Source organism: Nostoc sp., from assembly GCF_036917435.1.
Classification (GTDB): domain Bacteria; phylum Cyanobacteriota; class Cyanobacteriia; order Cyanobacteriales; family Nostocaceae; genus Nostoc.
In genome coordinates this window covers 94,686-119,557 of sequence record NZ_JBALDM010000043.1, presented here as the reverse complement: position 1 = coordinate 119,557, position 24,872 = coordinate 94,686, and the positions used below count along the sequence as shown (strand labels likewise).

Here is a 24,872-nt window from a genome sequence, read left to right as displayed (position 1 = left end):
TTAGGGTGGGGTGCGATGATCATGGGAATCATAACTAATTAACCGGACAGGATATTACACCACAAGTTATTTTTATAACAAAAGTCTTATTTTTCGGGTAAAAATTGCATAAAAGCTGTCAATGCACTTTTCTGCATGTTCCAGGTGGAAAACTGCACATAAACCAGCAGAAAAGGTTGCTGTGTTACATGGAGTTCTCAGATATTGTGTAAGTCATTGGGGACAGTAAAACTACTGAACGCCATTATTTCCTGGTTTTAAGCTAAGTAATTACACAATTTCAGATTTTTACAAGTTAAGTGCATACATATTTTAGAAGGATGTTAAAACGATGATTATCGTCATGAAATCCGGTTCTCCTCAACAAGAAATCGACTTATTACTCACAGAACTTTCACGGTGGAATGTTGTCCCAGAACTCTCTGTAGGTAAACACAAAGTAGCTATTGGTTTAATTGGTGATACGGCAGAAATCGACGTGCGCCAAGTGCAAAATTTAAGCCCTTTTATTGAGCAAGTACTGCGGATAAAGAAGCCATTCAAACGGGCTAGTTTAGAGTTCCGTCATGGTGAACCCAGTGAAGTCAAGGTGTTTACACCCTCTGAAACCATCACTTTTGGTCAAAATCATCCTGTAGTCGTAATTGCCGGCCCCTGTTCTGTAGAAAGCGAAGAGATGATTGTAGAAACTGCACTGCAAGTCAAAGCAGCAGGTGCAAAGTTTCTTAGAGGAGGTGCTTACAAACCCAGAACTTCACCTTATGCTTTCCAGGGACATGGAGAAAGTGCTTTGGAGTGGTTAGCAACAGCTAAATCGGTTTCTGGTTTGGGTATTATTACTGAAGTAATGGATGCGGCCGAATTGGAAGTAATTTCATCAGTTGCAGATATTTTGCAAATTGGCGCACGCAATATGCAAAACTTTTCTCTTTTGAAAAAAGTTGGTGCAACAAATAAACCTGTGTTTCTCAAACGTGGTTTGTCAGCCACTATTGAAGATTGGTTGATGTCAGCAGAGTATATTTTGGCAGCAGGAAATCCCAATGTGATTTTGTGCGAACGAGGCATTAGAACTTTTGACAGGGAATATACACGCAACACGTTAGATATATCTGCAATTCCGGTTTTACGTAATTTGACTCACCTTCCAATTGCCATCGATCCCAGCCACGCTACAGGTAAATCGGAATTGGTAACATCAATGGCACTGGCTGCGATCGCGGCTGGTTGTGATTCGCTCATGGTTGAGGTTCACCCTAACCCTCAAAAAGCCCTTTCAGATGGGCCTCAATCGCTCAATTTTCCTAACTTTGAGCAATTTATGAAAGAAATCACTCCTTTGGGTAAATTCTTTGGTCGCTGGCAAGAACCAAGATATATAAACAGTAAAGTAACTCAATCGCAGACATCCTTAGCAAATTGGAAGATTGGGGTTCTTTAAGAATTGTTCACTCGTTAGCCAAGATTGAAAACTTTAGTCACAACAAACTCTGAAAAACATGAATACAGTTAGCTTAAGTACAAACACTGCCCAAAAAACTGCCTTTCCTTTTGTCTCTAGTTCTGATGATGCTGTAGTTGTTGGCGATCGCAATCTCACTGTTGAAGAAGTAATTAGTGTAGCACGCTATGGCAAACAGGTACGTTTAACTGACAATCCAGAAAAACTCGCTAATATCCAAGCATCCTGTGATTATATTCGTAATGCCGTTGAATCTGGTGAACCTATTTACGGGGTGACAACTGGTTTTGGTGGGATGGCAAATGTAGTAATTTCTCCTGAATCTGCGACTTTACTACAAAATAATTTGATGTGGTATCACAAAGTAGGTGCAGGTAAAAAAATACCTCTGATTGATGTTCGCGCTGCCATGCTTCTACGTGTGAATTCCCACATTACTGGTGCATCGGGGATTCGTTTAGAAATCCTCAAGCGGATGTTAATATTTCTGAATGCTGGTGTTACACCTCATGTCTGCGAATTCGGTTCCATTGGTGCTAGTGGTGATTTAACACCTTTAGCATATATTACCGGGGCATTGATTGGTTTAAATTCCAGTTACACCGTTGACTTTAACGGTGAAGAAATAAATGCCCTAACAGCACTCAAAAAGCTGAATTTAGAGCCATTGCAACTGCGTCCTAAAGAAGGATTAGCAATGATGAATGGCACTTCAGTCATGACAGGTATCGCTGCTAATTGCATCTACGACACCAAAAATCTTTTAGGATTGTCAATGGCTGCCCACGCCTTAGCTATTCAAGGTTTAAATGGAACTAATCAATCATTTCACCCATTTATCCATAAACTCAAACCACATTCAGGACAAAAATGGGCTGCCGATCAAATGCTCAACCTGTTAGAAGGTTCACAGTTAGTTAGAGACGAGTTAAATGGCGATCACAAATATCGTGGCGAACATCCGATTCAAGATCGTTATTCACTGCGTTGTTTACCTCAATATATGGGGCCAATTGTCGATGGACTTGACCAAATTAAAAAACAAATTGAAGTAGAAATTAACTCTGTAACTGATAACCCACTTATCGATGTAGAAAACCAAGCAAGTTATCATGGCGGTAATTTTTTAGGGCAATACATTGGTGTAGGGATGGATCAATTGCGTTATTACATCGGTTTATTAGCTAAACACTTAGATGTACAAATAGCGTACTTGGTAGCACCAGAATTTAACAATGGGTTATCTCCATCTTTAGTTGGTAACACAAATCGAAGTGTCAACATGGGGTTGAAGGGATTGCAAATTACTGGCAACTCGATTATGCCTCTATTAACCTTCTATGGAAATTCTATAGCCGATCGTTTTCCTACCCACGCGGAACAATATAACCAAAATATCAACAGCCAAGGTTTTGCTTCAGCAAATTTAGCACGTCAATCAGTAGAAATCTTTCAACAATATATAGCGATCGCTTTGATGTTTGGTGTGCAATCAGTTGATTTACGCACATACAAAAATTTGGAACATTATGATGCCCGTGCTACACTCTCGCCTGCAACTAGAGATTTATATCTAGCAATTCGTAATGTCGTCGGACAAGCGCCTTCTGCTGAACGACCTTACATTTGGGATGATAACGAACAAGCCCTAGACGAACACATTGCCAAAATTGCAAGTGATATTGCCAATGGCGGACAAATTGTCCAAGCAGTTAACAATCTTTTGTTGACTTTAGAGGATATTTGAAAAGTTCTATGATTGGTAGCTAAAGTGTTCTATTTCCCCTTAAATTGCCCTGATATCTTAGGGCAATCTAAATCCAATTCCCCCTTTTGAAGGGAAGATTAAAGGGGATCAATTCAACACTTTTAAAACAATCTTTAACATTTTTAGAGGATGAGTTAAGAGGCAGTTTTTACGGGAGCATCCCAATTTATAAAAAATATATAACACTGATGTAAAAACTCTTTCAATCTTCTTACCTTTGTGTCCTTTGTGTCCTTTGCGGTTCGTTTTTATTCTTTAGGATAAGTCAGAATACTGTATGTAAATCAAACTTGCACATTTGGGATGGTTCTGTTTTTACGAACCGCAGAGGCGCGGAGGACGCAGAGAGAAGAAAGAGAAGAAAAAAATTACTTGACGCTAGCGTATTGGTTTCTAGAATCTTCTTACCTTTTGCCTATTAAGCATCTCAATCTATTACAAATAGTCATAACTTTTGCTATTAAACTGAGGAGAAAATACAATGGTTCAACAAAATATATATCAAAGTGTACGGAAAAATCCTCCTGGCCCACGCGGTTTTCCAATTATTGGCTGCTTTCCCCAAATGTCAACAAATCCACTACAATTTCTTACTAATGCAGCACGTGAGCATGGTGGTGTTGTCCATTTAGGGGCAATTGGCCCGCAACAACTTTACTTAATTGCCGATCCAGATTGTATTAAGTATGTACTGCAAGAAAATCCTCAGAACTATACAAAAGGTGAAAATTTCAAGGATATAAAACTGGTAATTGGTGAAGGCTTGGTAATTAGCGAGGGTGATTCATGGCGTTCTCAGCGTCGCCTCATGCAACCATCTTTTCACCGTCAGCAAATTGCCGCGATGGTGGATGACATGACTCAGCTTACTAACCAGATGTTAGAACGCTGGCAAAAAAAAGCAGTCGGTACAACTCTTGATGTCTCCGAGGAAATGCTCGTTCTAACGCAGAAAATTCTTCTAAAGACAACTTTGAGTCTCGAAGCTGATAGCGATATCACTGAACTAACTCAAGCTTGGAATATTATCTACAAGTTCCTTAGCGATCGCTTGTGGGCTGTCATTAAGCCGCCTATTAGCTTTCCTACGCCAAAAAACCGCCAGTTTACACAAGCAATCAACACTCTCCGCACAGTTGCCAACAAGATTATTCAGCAACGCAAACAAGGGAATGATACCACTCATGACATACTTTCGATGTTTATGAGTACCCAGGATGAATCTGGTAACGGATTGAGCGATCGGCAATTACACGATCAGATAGTTGGACTCTTCTCGGCTGGATTTGAAACCTCAGCTGTCACACTCGGCTGGATTTGGTATTTGCTTTCTAAGTATCCGACTGTAGAACGCCAATTACAGGCAGAACTGACTACGGTATTGGCTGGAAGAACCCCAACTTTTGAGGATTTACCACAGCTTAAATATACCAAAATGGTTGTCCAAGAAGCCATGCGACTTTATCCGGGTGCTTGGGTTTATGCCCGCAACAACTTAGCTGACGATTCCATTGGCGGCTATGATATCCCAGGTGGTTCCATGCTTTTGATTAGTCCCTTTGTTACACACCGCCTCCCTGATTTTTGGGATAATCCTGAAGGCTTTGATCCTGAACGATTCACACCAGAAAACTCTGCCGATCGTCCCCGTTATGCGTACTTTCCTTTCGGCGGCGGCCAACGTCAGTGTTTAGGTGACATGTTTGCGTTAACAGAAATTCAGTTAATTGTGGCAATGGTATGTCAACGTTTCCGCCTCAATCTATTGCCGGAACACCCAGTTGAATGCCAGCCATTGCTAACTCTGCAAATACGCAAAGGTATCATGATGACATTGAAACCACGAACTAAAGTTAATAATGTCAATCAGTTAAATACTCAAAAGACATTATTAACTCATTAATACCATTAAGACTTACGCAAAAATACACGCATTCGTGGTAAAGAGTTTTAACCTTAAATAAACAATATTGGAAAATAATTTGGCTATTGTTTGCGTAAGTTCTAACCACTTCAAATACTTTAATCTGTCGCTGAATTTTCGAGAATTCTATAGATGACTATTAAGTTATACCAATTCTGTATGAAGATGCACAGAATATGAAACGAACCGCCAAGTACGCCAAGAGCGCCAAGAATAGAGAGTTACTCATTTAGTGCAGCTTCACATGAAATTGGTATTAGGCAAAGGTAATAAAATTAAGTGAGTCTTTTTAGCCATGAATATTGCCAATCATATCGAGCGCGGTCATCAATTATATCCTGAAAAAATTGCTCTGATCTTTGAAGATAGATTATTTACCTATAAACAGCTTAATCAGCTAGTAAATCGTGTTGCTAATGGGTTACATGGATTAGGAATTGAAAAAGGCGATCGCGTCATTTTGTTTTTACCAAATATTCCTGAATTTATCATTTGTTATCTTGGTATTCTCAAAATTGGTGCGGTTGTAGTCTCAGTTAACGTCATGCTCAAAAGCAATGAAGTTAGTTACATTTTTAATGATTGTGCTGCTAAGGTAATAATTACCACAGAGTCACTTGTTGAAAATGTACCAGAGTTAGATTTACCCGGACTAGAACATATTTTGATTGCAGAGAGTAGCACCAATAAAGGAATTTCTTTAGCGAAACTGATAGAAAATGCTTCTCCCAATGCTCATGCTATTGAAATAGAACGCGATGCTCCTGCTAGCATTGTCTATACATCAGGAACAACAGGTTTCCCTAAAGGAGCGACCCTTTCCCACGGTAATATAATTTCTAATATGTATTCCCAAAACCGTTGTTGTGGAATGCAACCAGATGATCGATTACTACTTTACTTACCCTTATTTCATTGTTTTGGTCAAAATGCTATTCTCAACGCCGCATTGAACGTCTGTGCTACAATTATCTTACAACGACGATTTGACCTTGAACAAGTACTTAATGCCATTGCAACTCATCAAGTAACAATGTTCTTTGGTGTACCAACGATATTCATTAATCTGTTAAATAGTGATTTATCTAGTTACAACCTCAATAGCGTGCGTTATTACTTTTCAGCAGCCGCACCGATGCCAATTGAAGTTGCACAAACTTGGCGAGATAAGTATGGAAAAGTCATCAATGAAGGATATGGTTTAACTGAAACATCACCATGTGCATCTTATAATCACGATTTGAAATACAAACTCGGTTCCATTGGCGCTCCCATCGAGAATGTAGAAATGAAAGTTATTGATATTAAGGGTAATCAGGTAGAGCTTGGTGAATTGGGTCAGATAGTAATTCGAGGGCCTAATGTCATGCTTGGTTATTGGAATCGCCCATTTGAAACTACTGAAGTAATTAAAGATGGCTGGTTTCATACTGGCGACATTGGTCGGGTAGATGAAGATGGTTTTTTCTACATCGTTGATCGGTTGAAAGACATGATTAATATATCTGGATTTAAGGTATATCCAACTGAAGTAGAAAATGTAATTTATCAACACTCATCTGTTGCCGAGGTAGCTGTATATGGTGTGAACGATGATTTAAAAGGTGAGATAGTTCACGCAAATATTATTTTGAAAAAGGGTCACGTAATTAGCGAAGAACAAATCATCAAATTCTGCTCTGAAAGAATGGCAAAATATAAACTTCCCTGTAACATTAATTTTGTAGATTCCCTGCCAAAAAACCCAACTGGGAAAGTTCTAAAACGAGTTTTGCGCCAACAATCAAGTTCTAAAAAGCTCTTAACCAATAAATCCTAGTTTCAGTTAAATACTCAATCAAAATGAAAGGGAATAGGGAAAATTAGATTTTAACTTATCCTGCAATAGAAGGATTGGTATGCCCACGAGGAGTAAGGTTTAAAACCTTTAGATTATTGTCTAAACAATCAACAAAGAGTAATCAAATTTGGCAATTATGAATATTAAATCTATCAACAAAATCACTAATTCTTCTCAAGCTTTGGGAACGAAAACTAACCCATCACCGAATCAAATTTCATTTGAAACTTCAATCGGATCTTCCATTTTTTCGCCTGCATCGCTAAATGAAAAATCTTCAGAGTCAGAATTAACCCAACCTACAGTTGCACAGGCTTTAATCGAGATCCTAGAAAATTTGGGAGTTGAGTATGGATTCGGTGTTTCAGGAGGTGGTATCGGGCCATTATGGGCAACATTAAACCGTAGCAGCATCCAATTGCTTCACTTTCGCCATGAATCAGGAGCAGCCTTTGCCGCAACTGAAACTTATTTTGCCAGCGATCGCCCCGTCGTGGTATTCACTACTACAGGCCCTGGTATCACTAACGCTCTGACTGGGCTTTTCGCGGCACGGGGGGAAGGAGCAAAGGTAATTTTCTTGTCGGCTGCAACCTCAACTGCAAATCGCGGTCGGGGAGCTTGTCAAGAAACTAGCGCCCACACAATGCCTTTCTCAGGAATTTTTACATCAGGCCCACTATTCAATTACGCAACTATATTAGAGTCTGGGGATCAACTGCCAGAAATTTCACGCAGACTTGCCCAAGGTTTAGCCCAACCAGGCAGTTTTGTAGCCCATATTAGCGTTCCCACCCCAATCCAGACGACACCATTAAAAGCACAGTTACCTCAACAAAGCTTTTCTCAATCTGTACCAACAGCTAGCGAAGAAGCGATCGCAGAATGTGTAAAACTATTATCTGAAGAATCCTTTGCCATCTGGGTTGGCTTCGGGGCGCGACACGCCGCCGAGGAAATTCGCCAGTTGGCACAAAAAACTGGGGCGGCGGTAATGACATCACCTCGCGCCAAAGGGATTTTTCCAGAACATCATCCCCAATTTATCGGTGTCACAGGCTTTAGCGGACATTTATCAGTCCTCACATATATGCAGGAGCAACGACCGCAACGCATACTAGTGTTGGGAACCCGCCTTGGTGAACCTACTTCATTTTGGAGTCCGGCGATGATTCCAACTAATGGATTCATTCATGTTGATATCGATCCGCAAGTTCCAGGAGTAGCTTATCCATCAGTAGATACTGTTGCTATCCACTCAGAAATCAAAGCATTCCTCAAAACCATATTAAAACACTTGCCAGAACGTCTTAATTGGTTTCCCAATTCCTCACTACCGCGTCCTGAAATTTACACCAATGCTCCGCGTACCAATGGTTTAGTGCGCCCCGAAGTACTGATGGATGCAATTCAACGGCTGATTATTGAAGGCAGCGATGCCTCAATCTTAGCTGAGGCGGGTAACTCCTTTGCTTGGGCAACTCACTTGTTGCGATTTAAGCAACCAGGTCGTTACCGGATTAGTACTGGTTTTGGCTCTATGGGTCATGCTACCACCGGGGTAGTGGGTACAGCATTAGGGCGAAAAGGTAAAGCTGTTGCAATTGTTGGCGATGGAGCAATGCTGATGAACAACGAAGTCAGCACAGCAGTAAGATTTGAGGTTCCATCTGTCTGGATTATCCTCAACGATGGACGCTACAATATGTGCGCCCAAGGAATGGCATTGCAAGGTTTAAGTGGTGAGGTTCCCATAGATACAGAGATACCCAGTACTGATTTTGCTGCGATCGCTAAAGCTATGGGAGCCGACGGCATCTGTGTTAATACTGAGCCTGATTTGGAAGCAGCACTACAAAAAGCACTTGTCTCTACTCTTCCATTCATTGTTGACGTGAAAATTGACCCAACCCGACCCGCACCTATTGGAGGTCGCATTCAAAGTTTGATTAAGCAAGGAGCTATAGAAGCCAAAACGGTCATTAGTCATTAGTCCCAATGATTAATAACTACATAGCGTTTCCAAATCACATCAGATATATCATAGCCCCCTCATCGCTTGCGGGGAGGGGGTTGGGGGTGGGGTTCTTTTACCTCACTCAACTCAGAATCTCTATAGCATCAGTATTTTCCACTTTCATCGTGTAACACCAAAAACAAAATCAAAAGGATATTTGTCATGACAACATTAGAACCAGTAGGTATTCGTGCAGTCTCAGTTAACTTTCCTAGCATCATCCGTACAAACAATTACTACAGAGAGAATTTTCCAAAGATGGTTGCTGAGGCTGAACAAAAAACTCTAGCAAAACTGTTTGTACCCGATCAAGCCACAGTTACCAGTGATGACGATATCTGGTCACAAGAAGTAACACCTTATATGTCAGACCCCTTCCGTGGTACTGTCGAACGAAGAGTGTTAGCTCCCGATGAAACTTCACTTTCACTAGAGTATCGCGCCGCTCTTGATGCCCTCGAAGCTGCAAAGCTATCTCCTGAAGATATCGATCTCATGATCGTTACTTCACTATTTCCAGAGCAAATCACACCTGGTAACGCTGCTTTTCTCGCTGGGAAACTGGGACTACAAGGTGCAGCGTGGAATATAGAATCAACTTGCACTTCAGCATTAGTTTCGCTTCAGACGGCCTGTTCTCTAGTGCAAACGGGACAGTATCGCAATGTCTTAGTGGTCGTCTCAACTACATACTCACGCTATACTGACGAAAATGATACCTTAGCCTTTTTATCAGGCGACGGTGCTGGAGCCTTTGTAGTTGGTAAATTGAAACCAAACCAAGGTATTCTCGGTACTAAAATTGCCAATACTGCTGCTACCTGCGGTGCTTTCTATAATGAATTCACCACCGACGAACATGGTAACGTCAAAATGTTCATCCGAGGCGGCAAGGGTGCAAGCAAAATGTTTAACGAGACAACGGTAAAGTTTATTCGTCTATGTTGCCACGGTGCGATCGCTGATGCTGGACTCACCTTAGATCAAATTAACTTTTTTGTCTTTAATACACCCAGTGCTTGGTATTCACGAGTTTGCACCCGCGCTCTAGGTATTGAACCAGAGCGCACAATCAACATCAATCCCCTATATGCCAACATCGGGCCAACCTTTCCCGTTGCAAATCTCTACCACGCCGCCCATGCAGGTAAAATTCGTGAAAATGACCTAGTTCTCGTCTACACAATGGGTTCGTCATCTAATGCTGGTGGCTGTGTAATGCGCTGGGGCGATGTCGCACTAGGCCCTGCTCCTGCGCCTTCAGTCAGCTTGTCTCAACAAGAGGATAGAATTTTGATTCGTCACTAAGAATTCTTCAGAATTTAAAAGTTATCAGGAAGCTGCTTTGATTTTGGGCAATTGGGCATGGAGAAGAAAGTTTTTGAGTTGTATGGAGCTTTTTTAAAAATCAAAGATGAGTCCTATAGCTTAGAGATAAATCTTAACAGGGAAGCAATGAATAAATGTGTATTCAGCTTTTTCACCCAATCAAATAGGAGTTTCATATCAATTTGAGGTTGTAAATAATCTTTGTATTATCATTTATTTCATAATACAAAGATTATGCACATATACATGGTATTCTTATTCCATAACGCGATTGCTTGCCAAACGGTCAACTTCCCAGCATTCAAGTATAACTATATTGCGAGATAACTAAAATGGCCTTCTTCAATAAGTTCTTGATGGCTTCTGCTATCAGTGCCGCAACATTTTTAGTTTTAGGAACAGTTGGTACAAATCCAGCCCAAGCTGCTCTTTTTAAATTTACTTTCGAGAGTGAAGAAGCAAATGGTTACTTTATTTATGACGATTCAGCTACTAAGATAGAACCTCTCGGCCCTAACTTTCCTCTTGCTGAATATGATGGCTCAGTGGAACAATATTCTATTAATGCAGGGGGTATTGTCGCCGAGGGAACAAAAGGATCGCAACAAGATATACATAATGAAGCCAGAAATGTTGTTTATCTTGGACGTGTAGGTAATTTGGGCTACGACGATACCATTGATGACTTTATTCTTTACGTTCCTCCGGCTGCTCGCGGGGAGCAATATGGCTTGTCAATTCGCTTTAGTTACCCAGAGGGAACCTTTTCAGATTCTGTTGCCATCAGAACAAGCATACCTGACAGCGCTAGACTCAGAGTTTACCCATACTGGGATTTCCCCAATACAACGGGAGATTATGCATTTGAAGGAACTGTTAAAACAAAAATTGAGAGGGTTCCTGAACCTGCATTCGTGTCTGCATTACTAGGAATGAGTGCTTGGTTTATTTTCCGTCGTCAGCGCCGACAATTATTATCTGTACAGGATTAATTATAGCGAATCAACTTAGTCTATTTAAGTTTTTTTCTGTTAGGTTATTGAATTTTGTGCCATAAAATTAAGGTTGTTTATTAGTCTCTTAATACATGAGATTTTCTCTAACCTGATTTATATAGCGGTTCCCATCCAGGTGCGGTACAAGATTAGATTGCGAGGTGGTTAACACAGCAATGCCCTGTCCTTATGGGTATACCTCACGTAATCATAACTGCTATAAAATGGCGGAGAATTATTAAAGCTAACAGTTTTCACAATGAAACTTTTGAGATAGTCTCAAAAATTAAATTTGGTAATCAATCTTTTTTAGAGGTAATCAAAATGGCTCTCCTCAATAAATTATCGGTTTCTGCTATTTCCAGCGCCGCAGTATTACTCGCGTCAGTAACATTAAATACAGATGCTGCTCAAGCAGCATTGTATAAATTTAGCTTCGAGGGTGAGGGAGTGAATGGTTACTTTACTTACAATGACACAACTGAAGGGTATGCGAATTCACCGAACGCTACCGGATATTTTGAAGGGGGATATGACTATAAAATTGACTTGGGAGATAAGGGAGTTTTTCAAGGAACTATTGGCAATCCGATCGTTTTTTTACCCCGTGAAGAAGATGGTGTTACAGCACCTGAAACCGACGATTTTCTTTGGGAAGTACTCGCTGTTCAACGACAGCCAGCGTCCTCCCTTGCTTTAGTAAACTATTTTCATTACCCAAAGGGTACATTTGATGGATCTACCGCCATCCGAACAACAGTTCCAAGTACTGCAATCCTTGATATCTATCCAAATGTAGACTTTCCTAATTCAATAGGCAATCTACTGTATACAGGAACTGTCCAAACCCGAATTGAAAGAGTTTTTGAGCCTGGATTGTTGCCTGCATTGTTAGGAGTAGGCGCTTACTTTATCTTCTGTCGTCGTCAGCGTCAAGAAAAACTAATTGATATGTAAGACTGACGCAAAACTACACAGCATAGGGGCAATAAACGAGTTGCCCTAAGAAGAGAATCAGGGTTTTATCTATGTTTGCGTAAGTCCTAATTACAGACGTTTTACCCCCCTTAATCCCCCCGATATATTGGGGGGAAATGATATTTCTAGTTCCCTCCCCAATATATCGGGGAGGGTTAGGGTGGGGTAACGCGGATCGTAATGAGTGGTGAGTGAACTCAACATCCAGTTTTTACAAGAGTTTCACGTTAAGTTAACACCAATGGGCACTGCTGTGCCCCTACGGGTGTACCTCAGTCAACCCAAAACCGCAACAATACCAGATATATAAGCTAAAACACATCTAATTTGCGGATTAAAATTTTAGCAATATCTTGCAGGGTAGGCAATACAGCGCTTGCGGCTATTATGCAATACAGTTTTCCTCTTGCCCCTCTGCTATCATAGCTTTCAGCTTTGAGGATGTACCTCATAGCTGCCGTAAGTGCTGTATTAGCGCCCTGATGATGCAATTTAAATGCCGATTAGCTTATTACATAAAGACCAAATTAAGCGATCGCAATCCCATAAGCACGATCTAGCTTTTGATATTTAGAGAAGCTAAAGCTTTGTATTGAAACAAAAATAAAGGTCAAATCAATATGGATCAACTCACATTGCTTACACATACATACCAACAAACCCACATGTCAGCGCCACTCGGAGAATGGCGGGTGCGAGGACTCCGGGGTGCAACCACCGTTAGCCAAAACTCAGCCTCAGCGATCGCAGAGGCTGTAAATAAGTTATTGAATGCCTTAGAAGTAAACAATCCCTTAGATCCTGCCGAAATCGTTAGTGTCACCTTTTCAGCGACTCCTGACTTAGATGCAACGTTTCCAGCTGCGGTAGCACGTCAACGTCCGAATTGGGATCAAGTTCCTCTCTTGGATGTGCAGCAAATGCAGGTAAACGGTAGCCTGAAATGCTGTATTCGGGTGCTAATTCACCTTAATACCCCCATACCTCAAAATGCATTACGCCCGATTTATTTGCGGGGTGCTGCACAGTTACGCCCAGATATAGCGACATGCAGTTAAGCGTAGGCGTAGCCCATCGCAGACATCGCTATATCTGGAAAAAATCATCATATATTTGAGAGGTCTTATGCTTCCAGAAAAGCTAAAACAAATTGACCAACAACTCATTGATTTACTAGGTAAAAGAATTGCAGTTTTAGCTGAATCACAATCTATATCTTTAGAAGAACAAATTAATAATTTTGCATTTTCTTTAGTACAGGCTGGTGTTCCAGAATCGATGTGGAAAAACCTGGTTACAGATTGTAGCTCTGCTCCTGCTAGTGCGTTTTCACCTCCAGCAAATACCAAACCACGACGAGTTACTCTAGTTGGTGGACGCGGTATGATGGGGTACTTTTTCCAGCAGAAGTTATCAGCCGCCGGTCACTACATCAGTATTCTCGACCAGGGGGACTGGGAACAAGCAGAATCTCTACTAAAAAAAGCAGATTTAGTTTTAGTTTGTGTCCCTATTGAATATACAATAGATGTGATCCATAAACTTGCTAAATACCTCTCTCCAACTACTGCTTTAGCTGATATTGCTAGTATTAAAACTCCCATATTACAAACTATGCTTGAGCAGCATAGTGGGCCTGTAATGAGCTTGCATCCAATGTTTGGCCCAGGCATCAAATCATTTTTGTGCCAAAAAGTGGTAGTCTGTTCCGGTCGTGGAGACGATGCATTTCAATGGCTTTTGGATTTAATTGAACATGATGGTGGTAAGCTAATTCTGTCTACACCAGAAGAACACGATGAAATGATGATTGCTGTTCAAGCAATCCGTAATTTTACAACGTTTAGCCTTGGTGTTTACCTAGCACAACAAAACATTGACATCTGTCGTAGCTTAGATTTTTCTAGCCCAATATTCCGTTTAGAAATGGACATAGTTGGTCGCTTGTTTAGCCAGTCTGCACCTTTGGTAGTAGATATTATGCTTGCGACATCAGAGCGTCGAGAAGCTATTCAGCAACTAGCGATCGCTTATAACCGATTGGCACAATTAATTATTCAAAACGATCGAGATAGTTTAATTCAGGAGTTCAAAGCAACCCATAGCTTTTTGGCAGAAGAAATGCACTCTGCTGTAGAAGAAAGCACTCATGTGATTAACAGCCTGACTACACTCTTAGCAGCTAAGGATGTTGAACAAAAACAACTATATTTTAGCAACCAAAGTGCGTAGTTTACCGCCGTAGGCATCGCTAATCAACCTATAGCTCCACAAGCCGAGATTTTTGCTCATGGGAGAACTATTAAACCCAAAGGGTAGAGCGCAAAGAACACAAAAAAATCAGAATTTCTAAGAGTTCTTGCGTAAGTTCAAATCCTTGTAGACTCAACACTAATTTTTACAACCCAATCAGAAATGTTAACTAGAAAGCAATTTTTAATGATGAGCGCAGGTTTAGGAGCCGGAATCTTGCTCCCCGAAATATTTAAAGGAAAGAGAACCTATGCAGCCTCACCCCCACTTTCAAAATTTACCGAGTCTCTGCCAATTTCATACCCAATTTCACCACCTAGCACCCTAGATATTGCACCAGGTACACACTCGTTTCACAGCAGCTTAGGGTCTTATACCACCTGGGGTTACGGCGGATTGCCTTATCTCGGCCCCACTTTCGAGGTAACAAGAGGAACACCCGTTACGATTCAGGCATTCAACAAACTTGGGACTCATCCATTAGCTGGGTCAGTAGATACAAACTTGCATGGTGTCAATGCATCTGATATAATTAATCCCCGGACAATCATCCACTTACACGGCAGCAATACCGAACCTGAGAGCGACGGTTATCCAGAAGATACATATCTGCCCGGACAGAGCAATGTGTACAACTACAACAACAATCAAGAAGCAGGGACACTCTGGTATCATGACCATTCCCTTGGTATGACTGCTTTGAACCTCCAAGCCGGATTAGCTGGAATGTATCTGATTAGGGATGACGACGATCCCATCGGTGGCAATGGCCCCCTTGGTATCCCTGCCGGAGCGCCTTATGAAATACCATTGGTGCTGCAAGATCATTCATTCGATTCCAATGGTTCAATGTCCTTCCCAGTCAGATGGAGAACTGAGTTTTACGGTGATGTTGCGATCGTCAACGGCAAGGCTTGGCCAAACCTTAATGTTGACCGAACTTTATACCGCTTCCGCATCGTCAACGCCTCAAACTCCCGATTCTTCAGATTAAAGCTGTCGTCAAATCAGCAACTAATTCAAATTGGCAGTGACGGAGGATTCCTAAACGCTCCAGTATATTTGTCTAAGCTACTGTTAGGGCCTGGTGAACGAGCCGACGTACTCATCGACTTTTCTCAAAGCTTGCCAGGAGATAAGATTTTATTGCAAAATGACGCTGCTGCACCGTATCCCAAGGGTTTGGCTACAGTAATTGGTCAGGGTTACTTTCAAATGCCAGAAGTCATGCAGTTTACGGTGAATCAGGGCGCTGCCGTTCCTAAAGCTATTCCTACAAAGCTACGAGTAAACAATCCATTAATCACAAAAATTGCTACAAAACCAGTCAAAGAACGCAACCTGGTTCTAATAGATATTTTGAACTCTAACTTTCAAGTATTAGCCATGATGCTCAACGCCGTTTACTGGCATGAAGCAGACAACCACCCAGAATTGAGGGAGCAACCACAAGTAGATACAGTAGAGCAGTGGAACTTCATCAATCTCCAGCCATTTGCCCACACAATGCACCTGCATCTAGTACCATTTCAAATCCTCAATCGCCAATCAATCAATGATAGTGCATACTCCGCAGCATACAGAGCTACTGGCCCACGTGAAGTACTCATGCACAACGCACCTGGTGGGGATACAGTACCTTATGGTTATCCACCACTCGACCCTACCCCCTATTTAAAAGGTTTACCAAAACCGCCAGCCGCGAACGAATCTGGTTGGAAAGATACTGTAGTAGTCAATCCGTTTGAGGTGGTTCGTCTGATAGTTCCCTTCGGTGCTAAAGCCGCACCGAACTTACCTTTTGGCAATTCATTCACTGGACGGTTTGTGTGGCACTGCCACATGCTGAATCACGAGGATAACGACATGATGCTACCTTTTGACGTTTTACCGTAGCCTCGTATGTATTGATAAGAGAATGAAAGGTGGGGTTCTCCGGGGAATAAGTCATCAAGCGAACATGATATTAATAGCGGTTTGAAATAAAAGGGGAAATGGAATGAATTTTGACAAAAAACTTGCAGCTACTCTTACTGGCACAGTCTGTTTTCTAACAGCTATGATGGCTCCTGTTTCGGCTGCCATGTTTAATTTTTACTACTCTGGTACGAGTGTACTTAATCCAAATGACATTGTTATAGCCAGTGGAACATTAACAACTAGCGCTTACGATTCCGCCACAAATAGTTATGAGATTATAGATATTACTGGCAAAAGAAATGATGATTCAATAGAGTCTTTATTATCTCCAGGATCATTTCTTGACAATGACAATCTCTTGCTAGCTGATTCTCCAGTATTGAGTGAATTCGGATTCGCTTACACCGCAGCAGGAGTTTCATATAATGTTTTTAATACTTATGACTATTTAGAAGTTGGATATCAAGGTTCCTATACAGGTTATCCCCTCAGTTCTATTTCTATAACACCGATACCTGAGTCTTCCTTAATGTTGGGCATACTAAGTGTAACTGTTTTAATAGCTATCAACAAAATAAACGGTAGGTTAGCTCTTAAAAAACTCAATCATCCCAATGGAGGCGTTGCTGATTAAGAGATATAGGATTACTATTTGATTATTGAACAAAGTTAGGTATTGTAGAGTGTGTTAAAACGGAGTTCGTAACGCACTATTTTCAAGGGTTTGATGCGTTACGCTGTCGCTAACACATCCTACTGGTGTGAAAAGCCTAAATTGGTGCAATAGAAAATTTTTATAATTACTCTTTAGCACTGAATAAACTAGAAATCTAATGCAACATTTTAAGCTTGACACGCCAGTAAGGTGTGTTATGCCGGAGGCTAACGCACCATCCTACATTTTCGGTGCGTTAGGACTAACCTCCATAACGCACCCTACTAGATTTAAGCGCTACTGATATCGACTATTTTATCACCAATATTTCTTCATCAATTGTTACCCCACAATGCTTAGTTGACATCTATAAGTGGCGTGGTCTTTTTACTCAGCACTCTTCATAGTACTTCCTGCTGCTATGAGGTACAGATACTTGGGATGCTATTAGTAGTCTGTCAAGCTAGTAATGAAAAGTTTGTAGTAAGCACTTTAGTGCTTAGAAAATAAGGACTGAAGTCCTTACCACGAACTTTCTTACCAGACCATTAGCACAGATCAACGATAATTCGATTAATTAGTGTACCTCAACGCTGAAAGCTATGATAGAACAGGGATAAAAGGAAAACTGTATTGCATAATAGCCGGAAACGCTGTAATAGGAGGACGATCGCACCTAATTTTGTCAACTCTCTGGCAATTTAGCAAACGCCTGTTCAACCAACTCCTTTGCCTTAGCATCCAAACGCAGCCAATCCACCTCACCCAGTTCATCGATTAAACTAGTATCAATATCAGCGCCTTCCTTGTTTGGGCTGTATTCAATAAAACACACCTCATAACACAATTCCCATAAATCGATACTCGCTTCTTGCTGTTGACGCTGCAAACGTAGATGATATCCTGGATGGGGCATCGGCAGACGAGCCAGAGTCTCTCTGATTTCATCTGCTTCTTGGGGTGTTGCAGTTTCCATTCCTTGCAACAACTCAGTCACCAATGCTTTGATTTCATCAGTGATGCTAGCGGGCCAAATCAAGACATCGTGGTAAGTTCCCGTCCAAGAAGATTCATCAAGGGACTTGCGGATGTTGTCGATAACGCGAATGAAAGCAGGTTGCATGAGGATTTCAGCCTGCTGCCATGCAACTGGATTTGTTATTTTAGGTGGCATTGGTAATAAACAGGGGCACTAAAAGAAAAATAAACAGTCTGCGTTTATTAAAAAGCTGCGTTTTTAATCTAAATCTTTTCTCAAGATAGCGGATTTCATTGAAGAAAATTTGGAGATATTTATTACCAGCTGGAAAATTAGGTAATAACTCTGGGGAGTGAATATGATAGGCAAGCTACTAGACCATCGTTACCAAGTAATTCGAGTCCTCGCAATGGGAGGATTTGGTCAAACCTACATTGCCCAAGATACAAGGCGGCCCGGCAATCCCATTTGCGTTGTCAAGCACCTCAAACCCGGAACTGACCCCAGAGTTTTTGATACTGCTAAACGCTTGTTCAACAGTGAAGCTGAAACTTTAGAAAAACTGGGCAATCATGACCAAATACCCAGGCTACTGGCATACTTTGACGAAAATCAAGAATTTTATTTAGTACAAGAATATATTGAAGGACATACCCTAGCTGAAGAACTTATATCTGGTAAGCCCTGGAGTGAAAGCCAAGTAATTCAACTATTGCAGGAAGTTCTGGAGATTCTAGAATTTGTCCACCGCCAAGGTGTGATTCACCGCGATATCAAACCGGATAATATCATCCGTCGCGCCTCAGATAATAAGTTAGTTTTAGTAGATTTTGGGGCAGTGAAGCAACTGCGTACACAACTGGTAACAGTGGGCGGACAACCCTCTGCTACAGTAGTTATTGGCACTCCTGGCTATATGCCGACAGAACAAGGACAAGGTAAACCCCGCCCCAACAGTGATATCTATTCCCTCGGCATCATTGCCATTCAAGCATTAACAGGATTACAAGCAACAGAATTGCAAGAAGACCCGGAAACGGGCGAAATCATTTGGCAGCAATCAGTTGTAAACTCTCGATTGGCGGCAGTGTTGACGAAGATGGTGCGTTATCATTTCAAAGACCGCTACCAAAATGCTACAGAAGCACTGCAAGCATGTAAAGACGCGATTAATCCAGTACCTACACTTTCCACACCTCAAGAATCCAATAAAGCCCAACCTCAAGTATCTCGGCTGCAAACTGTTGCAGTTGCACCAGCAAATCCTGTCAAGCCTGCCCGTCAAGACTCTAGCAAATCTGACCCATGGCCAATATTAATTGGCATATTATTGGCGGGTGGTGCGGCTGCCTTGGTAGCAAATGTATATCCAAATGTGAAAAATTTAGCTTCAAATCTTACAGGTAAGGATACCACCTTAGCAAATAAATGTTCGGCTGTTATCGTCGGAAATTCTAATATTCGTTCTGAACCTAGTTCGATAAATTCTGATAATGTTTTGCAAACAGTTGCTGATAACACGAGTTTCGAGGTGACTGGCAAGCGGACAAAGGCAAAAGGAGGTTGGATAGAAGTTAAACTTAAATCTGGTCGTTTGGCTTGGGCACACTCGGATGTGATAACCAATAATGGAGAATGGGCTTCTTGCCTGCGCGAAAAGGGCATTGCAACTAAGATTGTAGATGATAGTACCCTGATTGCAACTCGACCGACTCACAAGCCAAAAGCTAAATCTAGCGATGTTGTAACTCCATTACTAGAATTGCCGAAGGGGTCAAATTCCGAAGCTGGGAAATCGCAGCCTAGTGATAACAGTGCAAATACTATAGAACAAGCAAAAAAGAAGTATGATTCAGGGGATATAGTTGGAGCGATCGCACTTTTAAAATCGATTCCGGCAAATGCTGCTTCTGGTATCCAAGAGACGGGCAAAATGATTGCCCAGTGGCAGGATGATTGGACGAAAGCAGAGGCATTATCTAACGAGATCAACAAAGCAATAGATGATGGTAAATGGGATAAAGTTTTAGATTATAAAAACCATCCAGAAAAATTGCCTAATACTAAATACTGGCGAAACAAAATAGAACCATTATTTAAACAAGCAGCCGAAAATCTGGCAAAACAGGCACTAACTCAACTACAGAATCAAGGTAATCAGAAGAGTACCCAGCAGAAACTCCCCGATACTAACCAACCTGCCACTAAAGAGAATCGCAGTAGCCCAGAAACTCCTAAAAGCGGTTTTTAACATTGTAGTGGCGTGACAAGCTTAAAATGTTGCATTAGATTTCCAGTTTATTCAGTGCTAAAGAGTAATTATAAAAATTTTCTATTGCACCAATTTAGGCTTGTCACGCCACTACTGGAGATTTTGTTTACCTCGTTCGCAACAGTAGCCAAATAAAAAATGTTTCCAGATTCTACCTGGAAACGAGATTTTAAAATGGGTTTATCTATAGTTTGATTTTCCCTATCCGTGCATTTCATCGTACTCTGGGGCTTCAACTCGTCTTGCTTCCATCCGCGAAGCAGGCAAGAACTCAGCGCGGCGGACTGGAACCAAGGGCGGTGTATTTCCTTGGTAAGGGTGAATCACTTGTACAGTACGGGCTGGACGTTGCCGTGGCGAGAACAAAGCCAATACACCAGCGACGACAACACCACCACCAATAGTTAGAGTTGCGCCTCCCACAGCCCAAAGCATGGGTGAAGACCACCAAGAAGGATTTTGCTGGGGCTGGAATGCTGCTACTTTTTGTTGATTTAACTGTTGGGCTTGTTGCCACTGCTGCTGAGTATTGAAATTTTGAACTTGCCCTTGAAGTTGTTGATTTTGAACCTTCAGCTGTTCGTTATCGTTTTTTAAACGCTCCAACTGCATCTGCGTATTCAGCTTCTCCATCTCCAGACGCTGGTCAGCACTGGTAGCGGTTGGTGGCTGATTAGGATTGGGATACATTGGTTGCCCATAAGGGCCGTAAGGAGAATACATTTGTGGCTGCATTCCCGGTGCTACTACCCCTGGCATTTGCGGAGCAACAGCAAAGTTGGGTTGTAGGGGGGTATTTGTTCCTTTGAGCAATACGAGAGCCGCCAGCCCAGCTACGGCAACCCCGCCGATAAACGCCATACTCTCACTCATCGCCTATGCTCCTCAATTGCGACGTAACTATAATCATTTGTGACTGACTCACTCTCACACTCATAAATTATGCCTACTTGACTTCACATAATACTCAAACTATAAGCGACCATATCAGCTAGTTTTTTTACATCATGATATCTGATGTTAATATTCAAAACCATAATGGTCAAATTGTCTACCAAACAAGGGTAGAAAAACTAGACTGTTATACTTTTTAATCTACTTTCGGTGTCTAATCAAGAGGAGTATTTGTGCTGGTGTTAGTAGTCTTGATGGCTGCCTTGAGACTTTGGCAAAATTGGCCGATCGCATTTAGTCCTTGTTCTGGAGTCCCTTCTGCCAAACGTTTCACAAAAGCACTACCCACGATCGCACCATCTGCGCCCCATTCCTTTACCTGACGGGCTTGTGCCGCTTCAGAGATGCCAAAGCCTACAGCGATAGGTTTCTCAGTGACACCACGAATTTGTTTGAGTAAATCGGACACGCGGTTTTCCAGTTGCGATCGCACCCCTGTTACCCCAGTGACGCTGACTAAATAAATAAATCCAAGAGATGAATGAGCGATCGCTTTTATCCGTTCAGCAGAGCTTGTGGGAGCCACCAACAAAATTACATCAATTCCCATCGCCTTAGCTGGTTCGAGCAAGCTTGCGGCTTCTTCCAAGGGCAAATCTGGTACTACCAATCCTGCTACCCCAGCCGCAGCAACTGAGGAGAGAAATTTGTCTATTCCCCGGTGCAAAATTGGATTGTAATAGGTAAATAGGATAATTGGCGATCGCAATTTGGGAGTAATCCCTTGCAACATTTCCAGCACCTGCTCTAACTTCGTTCCCCTTTGCAGGGCGCGGGTAGCAGCAGCTTGAATCACTGGGCCATCAGCCAGAGGATCGGAATAGGGTATACCCAGTTCAATAATATCGGCTCCATTCTGATCTAGAACCTGCAACGCTTTTGCAGTTGTCTCTAAATCTGGATCGCCAGCAGTAATAAACGGAATCAGAGCGCACTCATGATTTCGCCCAAGGGTTTCAAAGCAATCAGAAATTACAGTCATTTTATTCAAGTGTCATTGGTCATTGGTCATTGGTCATTGGTCATTAATCATTGGTAAAGGACAAAGGACAAATGACTAAGGACAAATAAAAACTGACCAATGATAACTTTACACCTGAGATTGCTTTTCTTGTTCTATTTCAGCTTGAATTCGTGCTAGTTCTTCGGGAGTAAGCTCATCTAGCCGCTTTTGCAGAAAGTCTTGCTCATATTGTTCCCGTTGTTGGTGGTAGGTCATTTTTTGTCCCACTGCACGGAAAAAATAGGTCGCTAACCAGCCAATTAATCCACTGACTAGTAAGACTTGGCTCCATATACCAGCTTTCTGATTATCCAAACCGACTAGCTGAAATCCTAAATAAGCCAAGCCGCCGGCAATAAAAACACCTAAGCCAATTCCAATAGCGTCAATCCGTCGCATGAGAGTTATGACCTACCAATTTCGTTAAACTTGAATTTGTCGCCGTTGGGGTCGGAAATTTACAAACGGCGATAGAACCAACAAACCCGGAAAGAAGAAAAACACCAAAAAGTACATCAACAAACGCTCGATGGAGCTAGCTACATACCAACGCTGCTTCAGGTAGAACAATACAGCAATGGGGATTACCAAAAGGTAAGCTCCAGCCAAAATCAGATATAGCAGGGCGACAATCATAACTTTTTTGGTCTAAGCATCTGTTTCCCATCATAGGCTGAACAGCCAATCTGAGGGAAGTATAATCATGATGCTTTCAAGATTACTACGCCAAAATCCCTTTTTTATCCAGATTGATTGATAAAAGGTAATTTTATGCTAATATCGTAAATCTACTAGCAAATAAATGCTTTAGTTACACCAGATGGAAAACTCCTCTAGGTTGATTACGAAAAAACTTCCGATTTGGAAGCGATCGCACAATCTAGAAAAAATATTTTCAATCTAGTTGGACAAAAGACACAATTGATGGTGGAATAGATAAGGCGGTATTTGCTGCCTCCAAAAAATAACTGGTTATACTAGTTATTTACCAAACACCTGCGGGGGTGTGGCGGAATGGTAGACGCTACGGACTTAGATAACTGAGCCTTGAAGGAGAAATCCCTCAAGTGGAAGCTCTCAAACTCAGGGAAACCTAAATCTGGTGACAGACATGGCAATCCTGAGCCAAGCCGAAGAAAGTCATGAGTATTGAGTGCTGAGTAAATTTAAAACTCTTAACTCCTAACTCCTAACTCATAACTATTCGGAAGGTGCAGAGACCCGACGGGAGCTACCCTAACGTAAAGTCGAGGGTAAAGGGAGAGTCCAATTCTCAAAACCTGATTTGGCTATTGCCATAAGGTAGCAGTGAAAACTGCGGGAGGATGAAAATCCGTTGACCGTAATAGGTCGTGTGGGTTCAAGTCCCTCCACCCCCACTAAAAATCGAAAATGCCAAAAGGCTTTTATATAATGTATGGGCGAGTTGTATTTAATTGTAAATCAACTCGCCCATCTATTTTTAGATTGGACTTATATCATGCCAAGCCAAATTACCCATAAGAAAAGAACTCCTCCCCGACGCTTTGGCTACGGTGTACATATAAGTCTTTGGTGAGGCGATTTGCGGTTAAGTCTTGTAGTCCCTAAGAAACCTCACCCTGATTTTGCTGTGCAAAATCTGTCCCTCTCCTTATTAAGGAGAGGGATTGAGGAGAGGACAGGTTAAGAAGTAAAAAGTAAAAAGTAAAAAGTAAAAAGATAATCCCCATAAATAAATTCAGGGGATTTGATAAGGACTTATTATTTCTTGCGCTATGCGTCTCGAAATAAATGTTTTTATTTCGTTCCATAAATAAATTTAGGGGCTTCAAACCACTGCTCTTTTTCTTTATGAGTGCCTTTTTACTTTTTACTTTTGCCTTGTTCGGTGAGGTTTTTCTCTTGTTTTGGGTAATTCGATGACTTGTGTGTACACCGCAGCCAAGAATCAGGGTAGGGGAGATAAAGCACAGCTTTGGCGGGGTAGGGTTATTCGAGTTTAATAAGCAATTATAGCGGTTCTCAGTTGAGTGAGGTACACCCGTACGGGCACGGCACTGCCCATTGGTGTCAACTTAACGTGAAACCCTTGTAAAAACTGAATATTGAGTTTACTGACTACTGATTACGATCCGCGTTACCCCACCCTAACCCTCCCCTTATAAAGGGGAGGGAACCGGATTTTCTGTTTCCTTTATAAGGGGGGATTAAGGGGGGTAAAACGTCTGTGGGACAAAGGTTTAAGCTTAAGTTGACACCAATGGGCACTGCCGTGCCCCTACACTTCGCTATTAATGTTTGTTGTAAGCTGAAAATACTTTAATTTGCATCCTCAAAAAAATAAATCTCTTGTGGGGTGGGCATCTTGCCCGCCCTAGCTGTGCAAATTAAATGCACGACAGCTTACTGCATCTGAATGGGAACCGCTATAAGCGGATATGATATTAATTCTTGAAACCAAGTAATTTCACTGAAATATTTGATGAAGTATTAAACAATTTGAGTTTAATACTTTACTTATAGTCAAATTTTATCAAATTT

General features: G+C 41.6%; 18 protein-coding genes. 13 read left to right on the top strand and 5 right to left on the bottom strand.

The window, feature by feature from the left end; all coding sequences use genetic code 11:
* The first annotated feature begins 331 nt into the window (after positions 1 to 331).
* The 12 genes from aroF to V7K98_RS21655 all read left to right on the top strand — a co-directional run bounded on the left by aroF (position 332) and on the right by V7K98_RS21655 (position 17,120).
* On the top strand, positions 332 to 1,441 hold the full coding sequence (gene aroF, locus V7K98_RS21710) for a 3-deoxy-7-phosphoheptulonate synthase (protein WP_335025544.1): 1,110 nt from the start codon (positions 332 to 334) through the stop codon (positions 1,439 to 1,441).
* Between the two features lie 58 nt (positions 1,442 to 1,499).
* Complete coding sequence (locus V7K98_RS21705) at positions 1,500 to 3,209, top strand: HAL/PAL/TAL family ammonia-lyase (protein ID WP_335025542.1); 1,710 nt, start codon at positions 1,500 to 1,502, stop codon at positions 3,207 to 3,209.
* 502 nt (positions 3,210 to 3,711) lie between these two features.
* On the top strand, positions 3,712 to 5,133 hold the full coding sequence (locus V7K98_RS21700; RefSeq protein ID WP_335025540.1) for a cytochrome P450: 1,422 nt from the start codon (positions 3,712 to 3,714) through the stop codon (positions 5,131 to 5,133).
* A gap of 316 nt (positions 5,134 to 5,449) precedes the next feature.
* Positions 5,450 to 6,973 carry a class I adenylate-forming enzyme family protein gene (locus V7K98_RS21695; protein WP_335025538.1) on the top strand — a complete coding sequence of 508 codons (1,524 nt, stop codon included), beginning with the start codon at positions 5,450 to 5,452 and terminating at the stop codon, positions 6,971 to 6,973.
* Positions 6,974 to 7,130: 157 nt separating this feature from the next.
* Positions 7,131 to 8,987 carry a ScyA-related TPP-binding enzyme gene (locus V7K98_RS21690; RefSeq protein WP_335025535.1) on the top strand — a complete coding sequence of 619 codons (1,857 nt, stop codon included), beginning with the start codon at positions 7,131 to 7,133 and terminating at the stop codon, positions 8,985 to 8,987.
* Positions 8,988 to 9,173: 186 nt separating this feature from the next.
* A complete protein-coding gene (locus V7K98_RS21685) occupies positions 9,174 to 10,319 on the top strand; it encodes a 3-oxoacyl-ACP synthase III family protein (RefSeq protein ID WP_335025533.1) in 1,146 nt (381 codons plus the stop codon).
* Positions 10,320 to 10,696: 377 nt separating this feature from the next.
* Positions 10,697 to 11,332, top strand: a complete 636-nt coding sequence (locus V7K98_RS21680) for a hypothetical protein (protein WP_335025531.1) — start codon at positions 10,697 to 10,699, stop codon at positions 11,330 to 11,332.
* Between the two features lie 327 nt (positions 11,333 to 11,659).
* Positions 11,660 to 12,292, top strand: coding sequence for a hypothetical protein (locus V7K98_RS21675; RefSeq protein WP_335025529.1), 633 nt, complete (start codon positions 11,660 to 11,662; stop codon positions 12,290 to 12,292).
* A 686-nt stretch (positions 12,293 to 12,978) separates the two neighbouring features.
* The gene (gene aroH / locus V7K98_RS21670) at positions 12,979 to 13,371 is read left to right on the top strand and encodes a chorismate mutase (RefSeq protein WP_335025565.1); all 393 of its coding nucleotides are present in this window, start codon (positions 12,979 to 12,981) and stop codon (positions 13,369 to 13,371) included.
* 67 nt (positions 13,372 to 13,438) lie between these two features.
* Positions 13,439 to 14,545, top strand: a complete 1,107-nt coding sequence (gene tyrA, locus V7K98_RS21665) for a bifunctional chorismate mutase/prephenate dehydrogenase (RefSeq protein ID WP_335025527.1) — start codon at positions 13,439 to 13,441, stop codon at positions 14,543 to 14,545.
* Positions 14,546 to 14,728: 183 nt separating this feature from the next.
* Entirely contained in the window at positions 14,729 to 16,462 is a 1,734-nt protein-coding gene (locus tag V7K98_RS21660; RefSeq protein WP_335025525.1) for a multicopper oxidase family protein, read from the top strand.
* 103 nt (positions 16,463 to 16,565) lie between these two features.
* Positions 16,566 to 17,120, top strand: a complete 555-nt coding sequence (locus V7K98_RS21655) for a hypothetical protein (protein WP_335025523.1) — start codon at positions 16,566 to 16,568, stop codon at positions 17,118 to 17,120.
* A 706-nt stretch (positions 17,121 to 17,826) separates the two neighbouring features.
* Here V7K98_RS21655 and V7K98_RS21650 read toward each other — a convergent pair.
* Positions 17,827 to 18,315 (bottom strand): hypothetical protein, encoded by a 489-nt coding sequence (locus tag V7K98_RS21650; RefSeq protein WP_335025521.1) that lies wholly within the window; start codon positions 18,313 to 18,315, stop codon positions 17,827 to 17,829.
* 163 nt (positions 18,316 to 18,478) lie between these two features.
* Here V7K98_RS21650 and V7K98_RS21645 point away from each other — a divergent pair, with 163 nt between their 5' ends.
* Positions 18,479 to 20,371, top strand: coding sequence for a serine/threonine protein kinase (locus V7K98_RS21645; RefSeq protein ID WP_335025519.1), 1,893 nt, complete (start codon positions 18,479 to 18,481; stop codon positions 20,369 to 20,371).
* Between the two features lie 222 nt (positions 20,372 to 20,593).
* On the opposite strand, the gene V7K98_RS21640 is transcribed toward V7K98_RS21645, so the two are convergent.
* From V7K98_RS21640 to ndhL, 4 genes are all read right to left on the bottom strand, one after another.
* A complete protein-coding gene (locus V7K98_RS21640) occupies positions 20,594 to 21,265 on the bottom strand; it encodes a heterocyst differentiation related protein (protein ID WP_335025517.1) in 672 nt (223 codons plus the stop codon).
* A gap of 235 nt (positions 21,266 to 21,500) precedes the next feature.
* Complete coding sequence (trpA, locus tag V7K98_RS21635) at positions 21,501 to 22,328, bottom strand: tryptophan synthase subunit alpha (protein WP_335025562.1); 828 nt, start codon at positions 22,326 to 22,328, stop codon at positions 21,501 to 21,503.
* Between the two features lie 108 nt (positions 22,329 to 22,436).
* Positions 22,437 to 22,748 (bottom strand): DUF3007 family protein, encoded by a 312-nt coding sequence (locus V7K98_RS21630; RefSeq protein WP_335025515.1) that lies wholly within the window; start codon positions 22,746 to 22,748, stop codon positions 22,437 to 22,439.
* Positions 22,749 to 22,772: 24 nt separating this feature from the next.
* Positions 22,773 to 22,985 (bottom strand): NAD(P)H-quinone oxidoreductase subunit L, encoded by a 213-nt coding sequence (gene ndhL, locus V7K98_RS21625; protein ID WP_335011521.1) that lies wholly within the window; start codon positions 22,983 to 22,985, stop codon positions 22,773 to 22,775.
* Between the last annotated feature and the right edge of the window lie 1,887 nt (positions 22,986 to 24,872).

Bases quoted from the DNA above. Each gene is read 5' to 3' on its own strand.
- V7K98_RS21660 (WP_335025525.1), top strand. From the start codon at position 14,729: ATGTTAACTAGAAAGCAATTTTTAATGATGAGCGCAGGTTTAGGAGCC.
- V7K98_RS21675 (WP_335025529.1), top strand. From the start codon at position 11,660: ATGGCTCTCCTCAATAAATTATCGGTTTCTGCTATTTCCAGCGCCGCA.
- V7K98_RS21650 (WP_335025521.1), bottom strand. From the start codon at position 18,315: ATGCCACCTAAAATAACAAATCCAGTTGCATGGCAGCAGGCTGAAATC.
- V7K98_RS21680 (WP_335025531.1), top strand. From the start codon at position 10,697: ATGGCTTCTGCTATCAGTGCCGCAACATTTTTAGTTTTAGGAACAGTT.
- trpA (WP_335025562.1), bottom strand. From the start codon at position 22,328: ATGACTGTAATTTCTGATTGCTTTGAAACCCTTGGGCGAAATCATGAG.
- V7K98_RS21685 (WP_335025533.1), top strand. From the start codon at position 9,174: ATGACAACATTAGAACCAGTAGGTATTCGTGCAGTCTCAGTTAACTTT.
- aroH (WP_335025565.1), top strand. From the start codon at position 12,979: ATGTCAGCGCCACTCGGAGAATGGCGGGTGCGAGGACTCCGGGGTGCA.
- V7K98_RS21695 (WP_335025538.1), top strand. From the start codon at position 5,450: ATGAATATTGCCAATCATATCGAGCGCGGTCATCAATTATATCCTGAA.
- V7K98_RS21630 (WP_335025515.1), bottom strand. From the start codon at position 22,748: ATGCGACGGATTGACGCTATTGGAATTGGCTTAGGTGTTTTTATTGCC.
- ndhL (WP_335011521.1), bottom strand. From the start codon at position 22,985: ATGATTGTCGCCCTGCTATATCTGATTTTGGCTGGAGCTTACCTTTTG.
- V7K98_RS21705 (WP_335025542.1), top strand. From the start codon at position 1,500: ATGAATACAGTTAGCTTAAGTACAAACACTGCCCAAAAAACTGCCTTT.
- V7K98_RS21645 (WP_335025519.1), top strand. From the start codon at position 18,479: ATGATAGGCAAGCTACTAGACCATCGTTACCAAGTAATTCGAGTCCTC.
- V7K98_RS21655 (WP_335025523.1), top strand. From the start codon at position 16,566: ATGAATTTTGACAAAAAACTTGCAGCTACTCTTACTGGCACAGTCTGT.
- aroF (WP_335025544.1), top strand. From the start codon at position 332: ATGATTATCGTCATGAAATCCGGTTCTCCTCAACAAGAAATCGACTTA.
- tyrA (WP_335025527.1), top strand. From the start codon at position 13,439: ATGCTTCCAGAAAAGCTAAAACAAATTGACCAACAACTCATTGATTTA.
- V7K98_RS21640 (WP_335025517.1), bottom strand. From the start codon at position 21,265: ATGAGTGAGAGTATGGCGTTTATCGGCGGGGTTGCCGTAGCTGGGCTG.
- V7K98_RS21700 (WP_335025540.1), top strand. From the start codon at position 3,712: ATGGTTCAACAAAATATATATCAAAGTGTACGGAAAAATCCTCCTGGC.
- V7K98_RS21690 (WP_335025535.1), top strand. From the start codon at position 7,131: ATGAATATTAAATCTATCAACAAAATCACTAATTCTTCTCAAGCTTTG.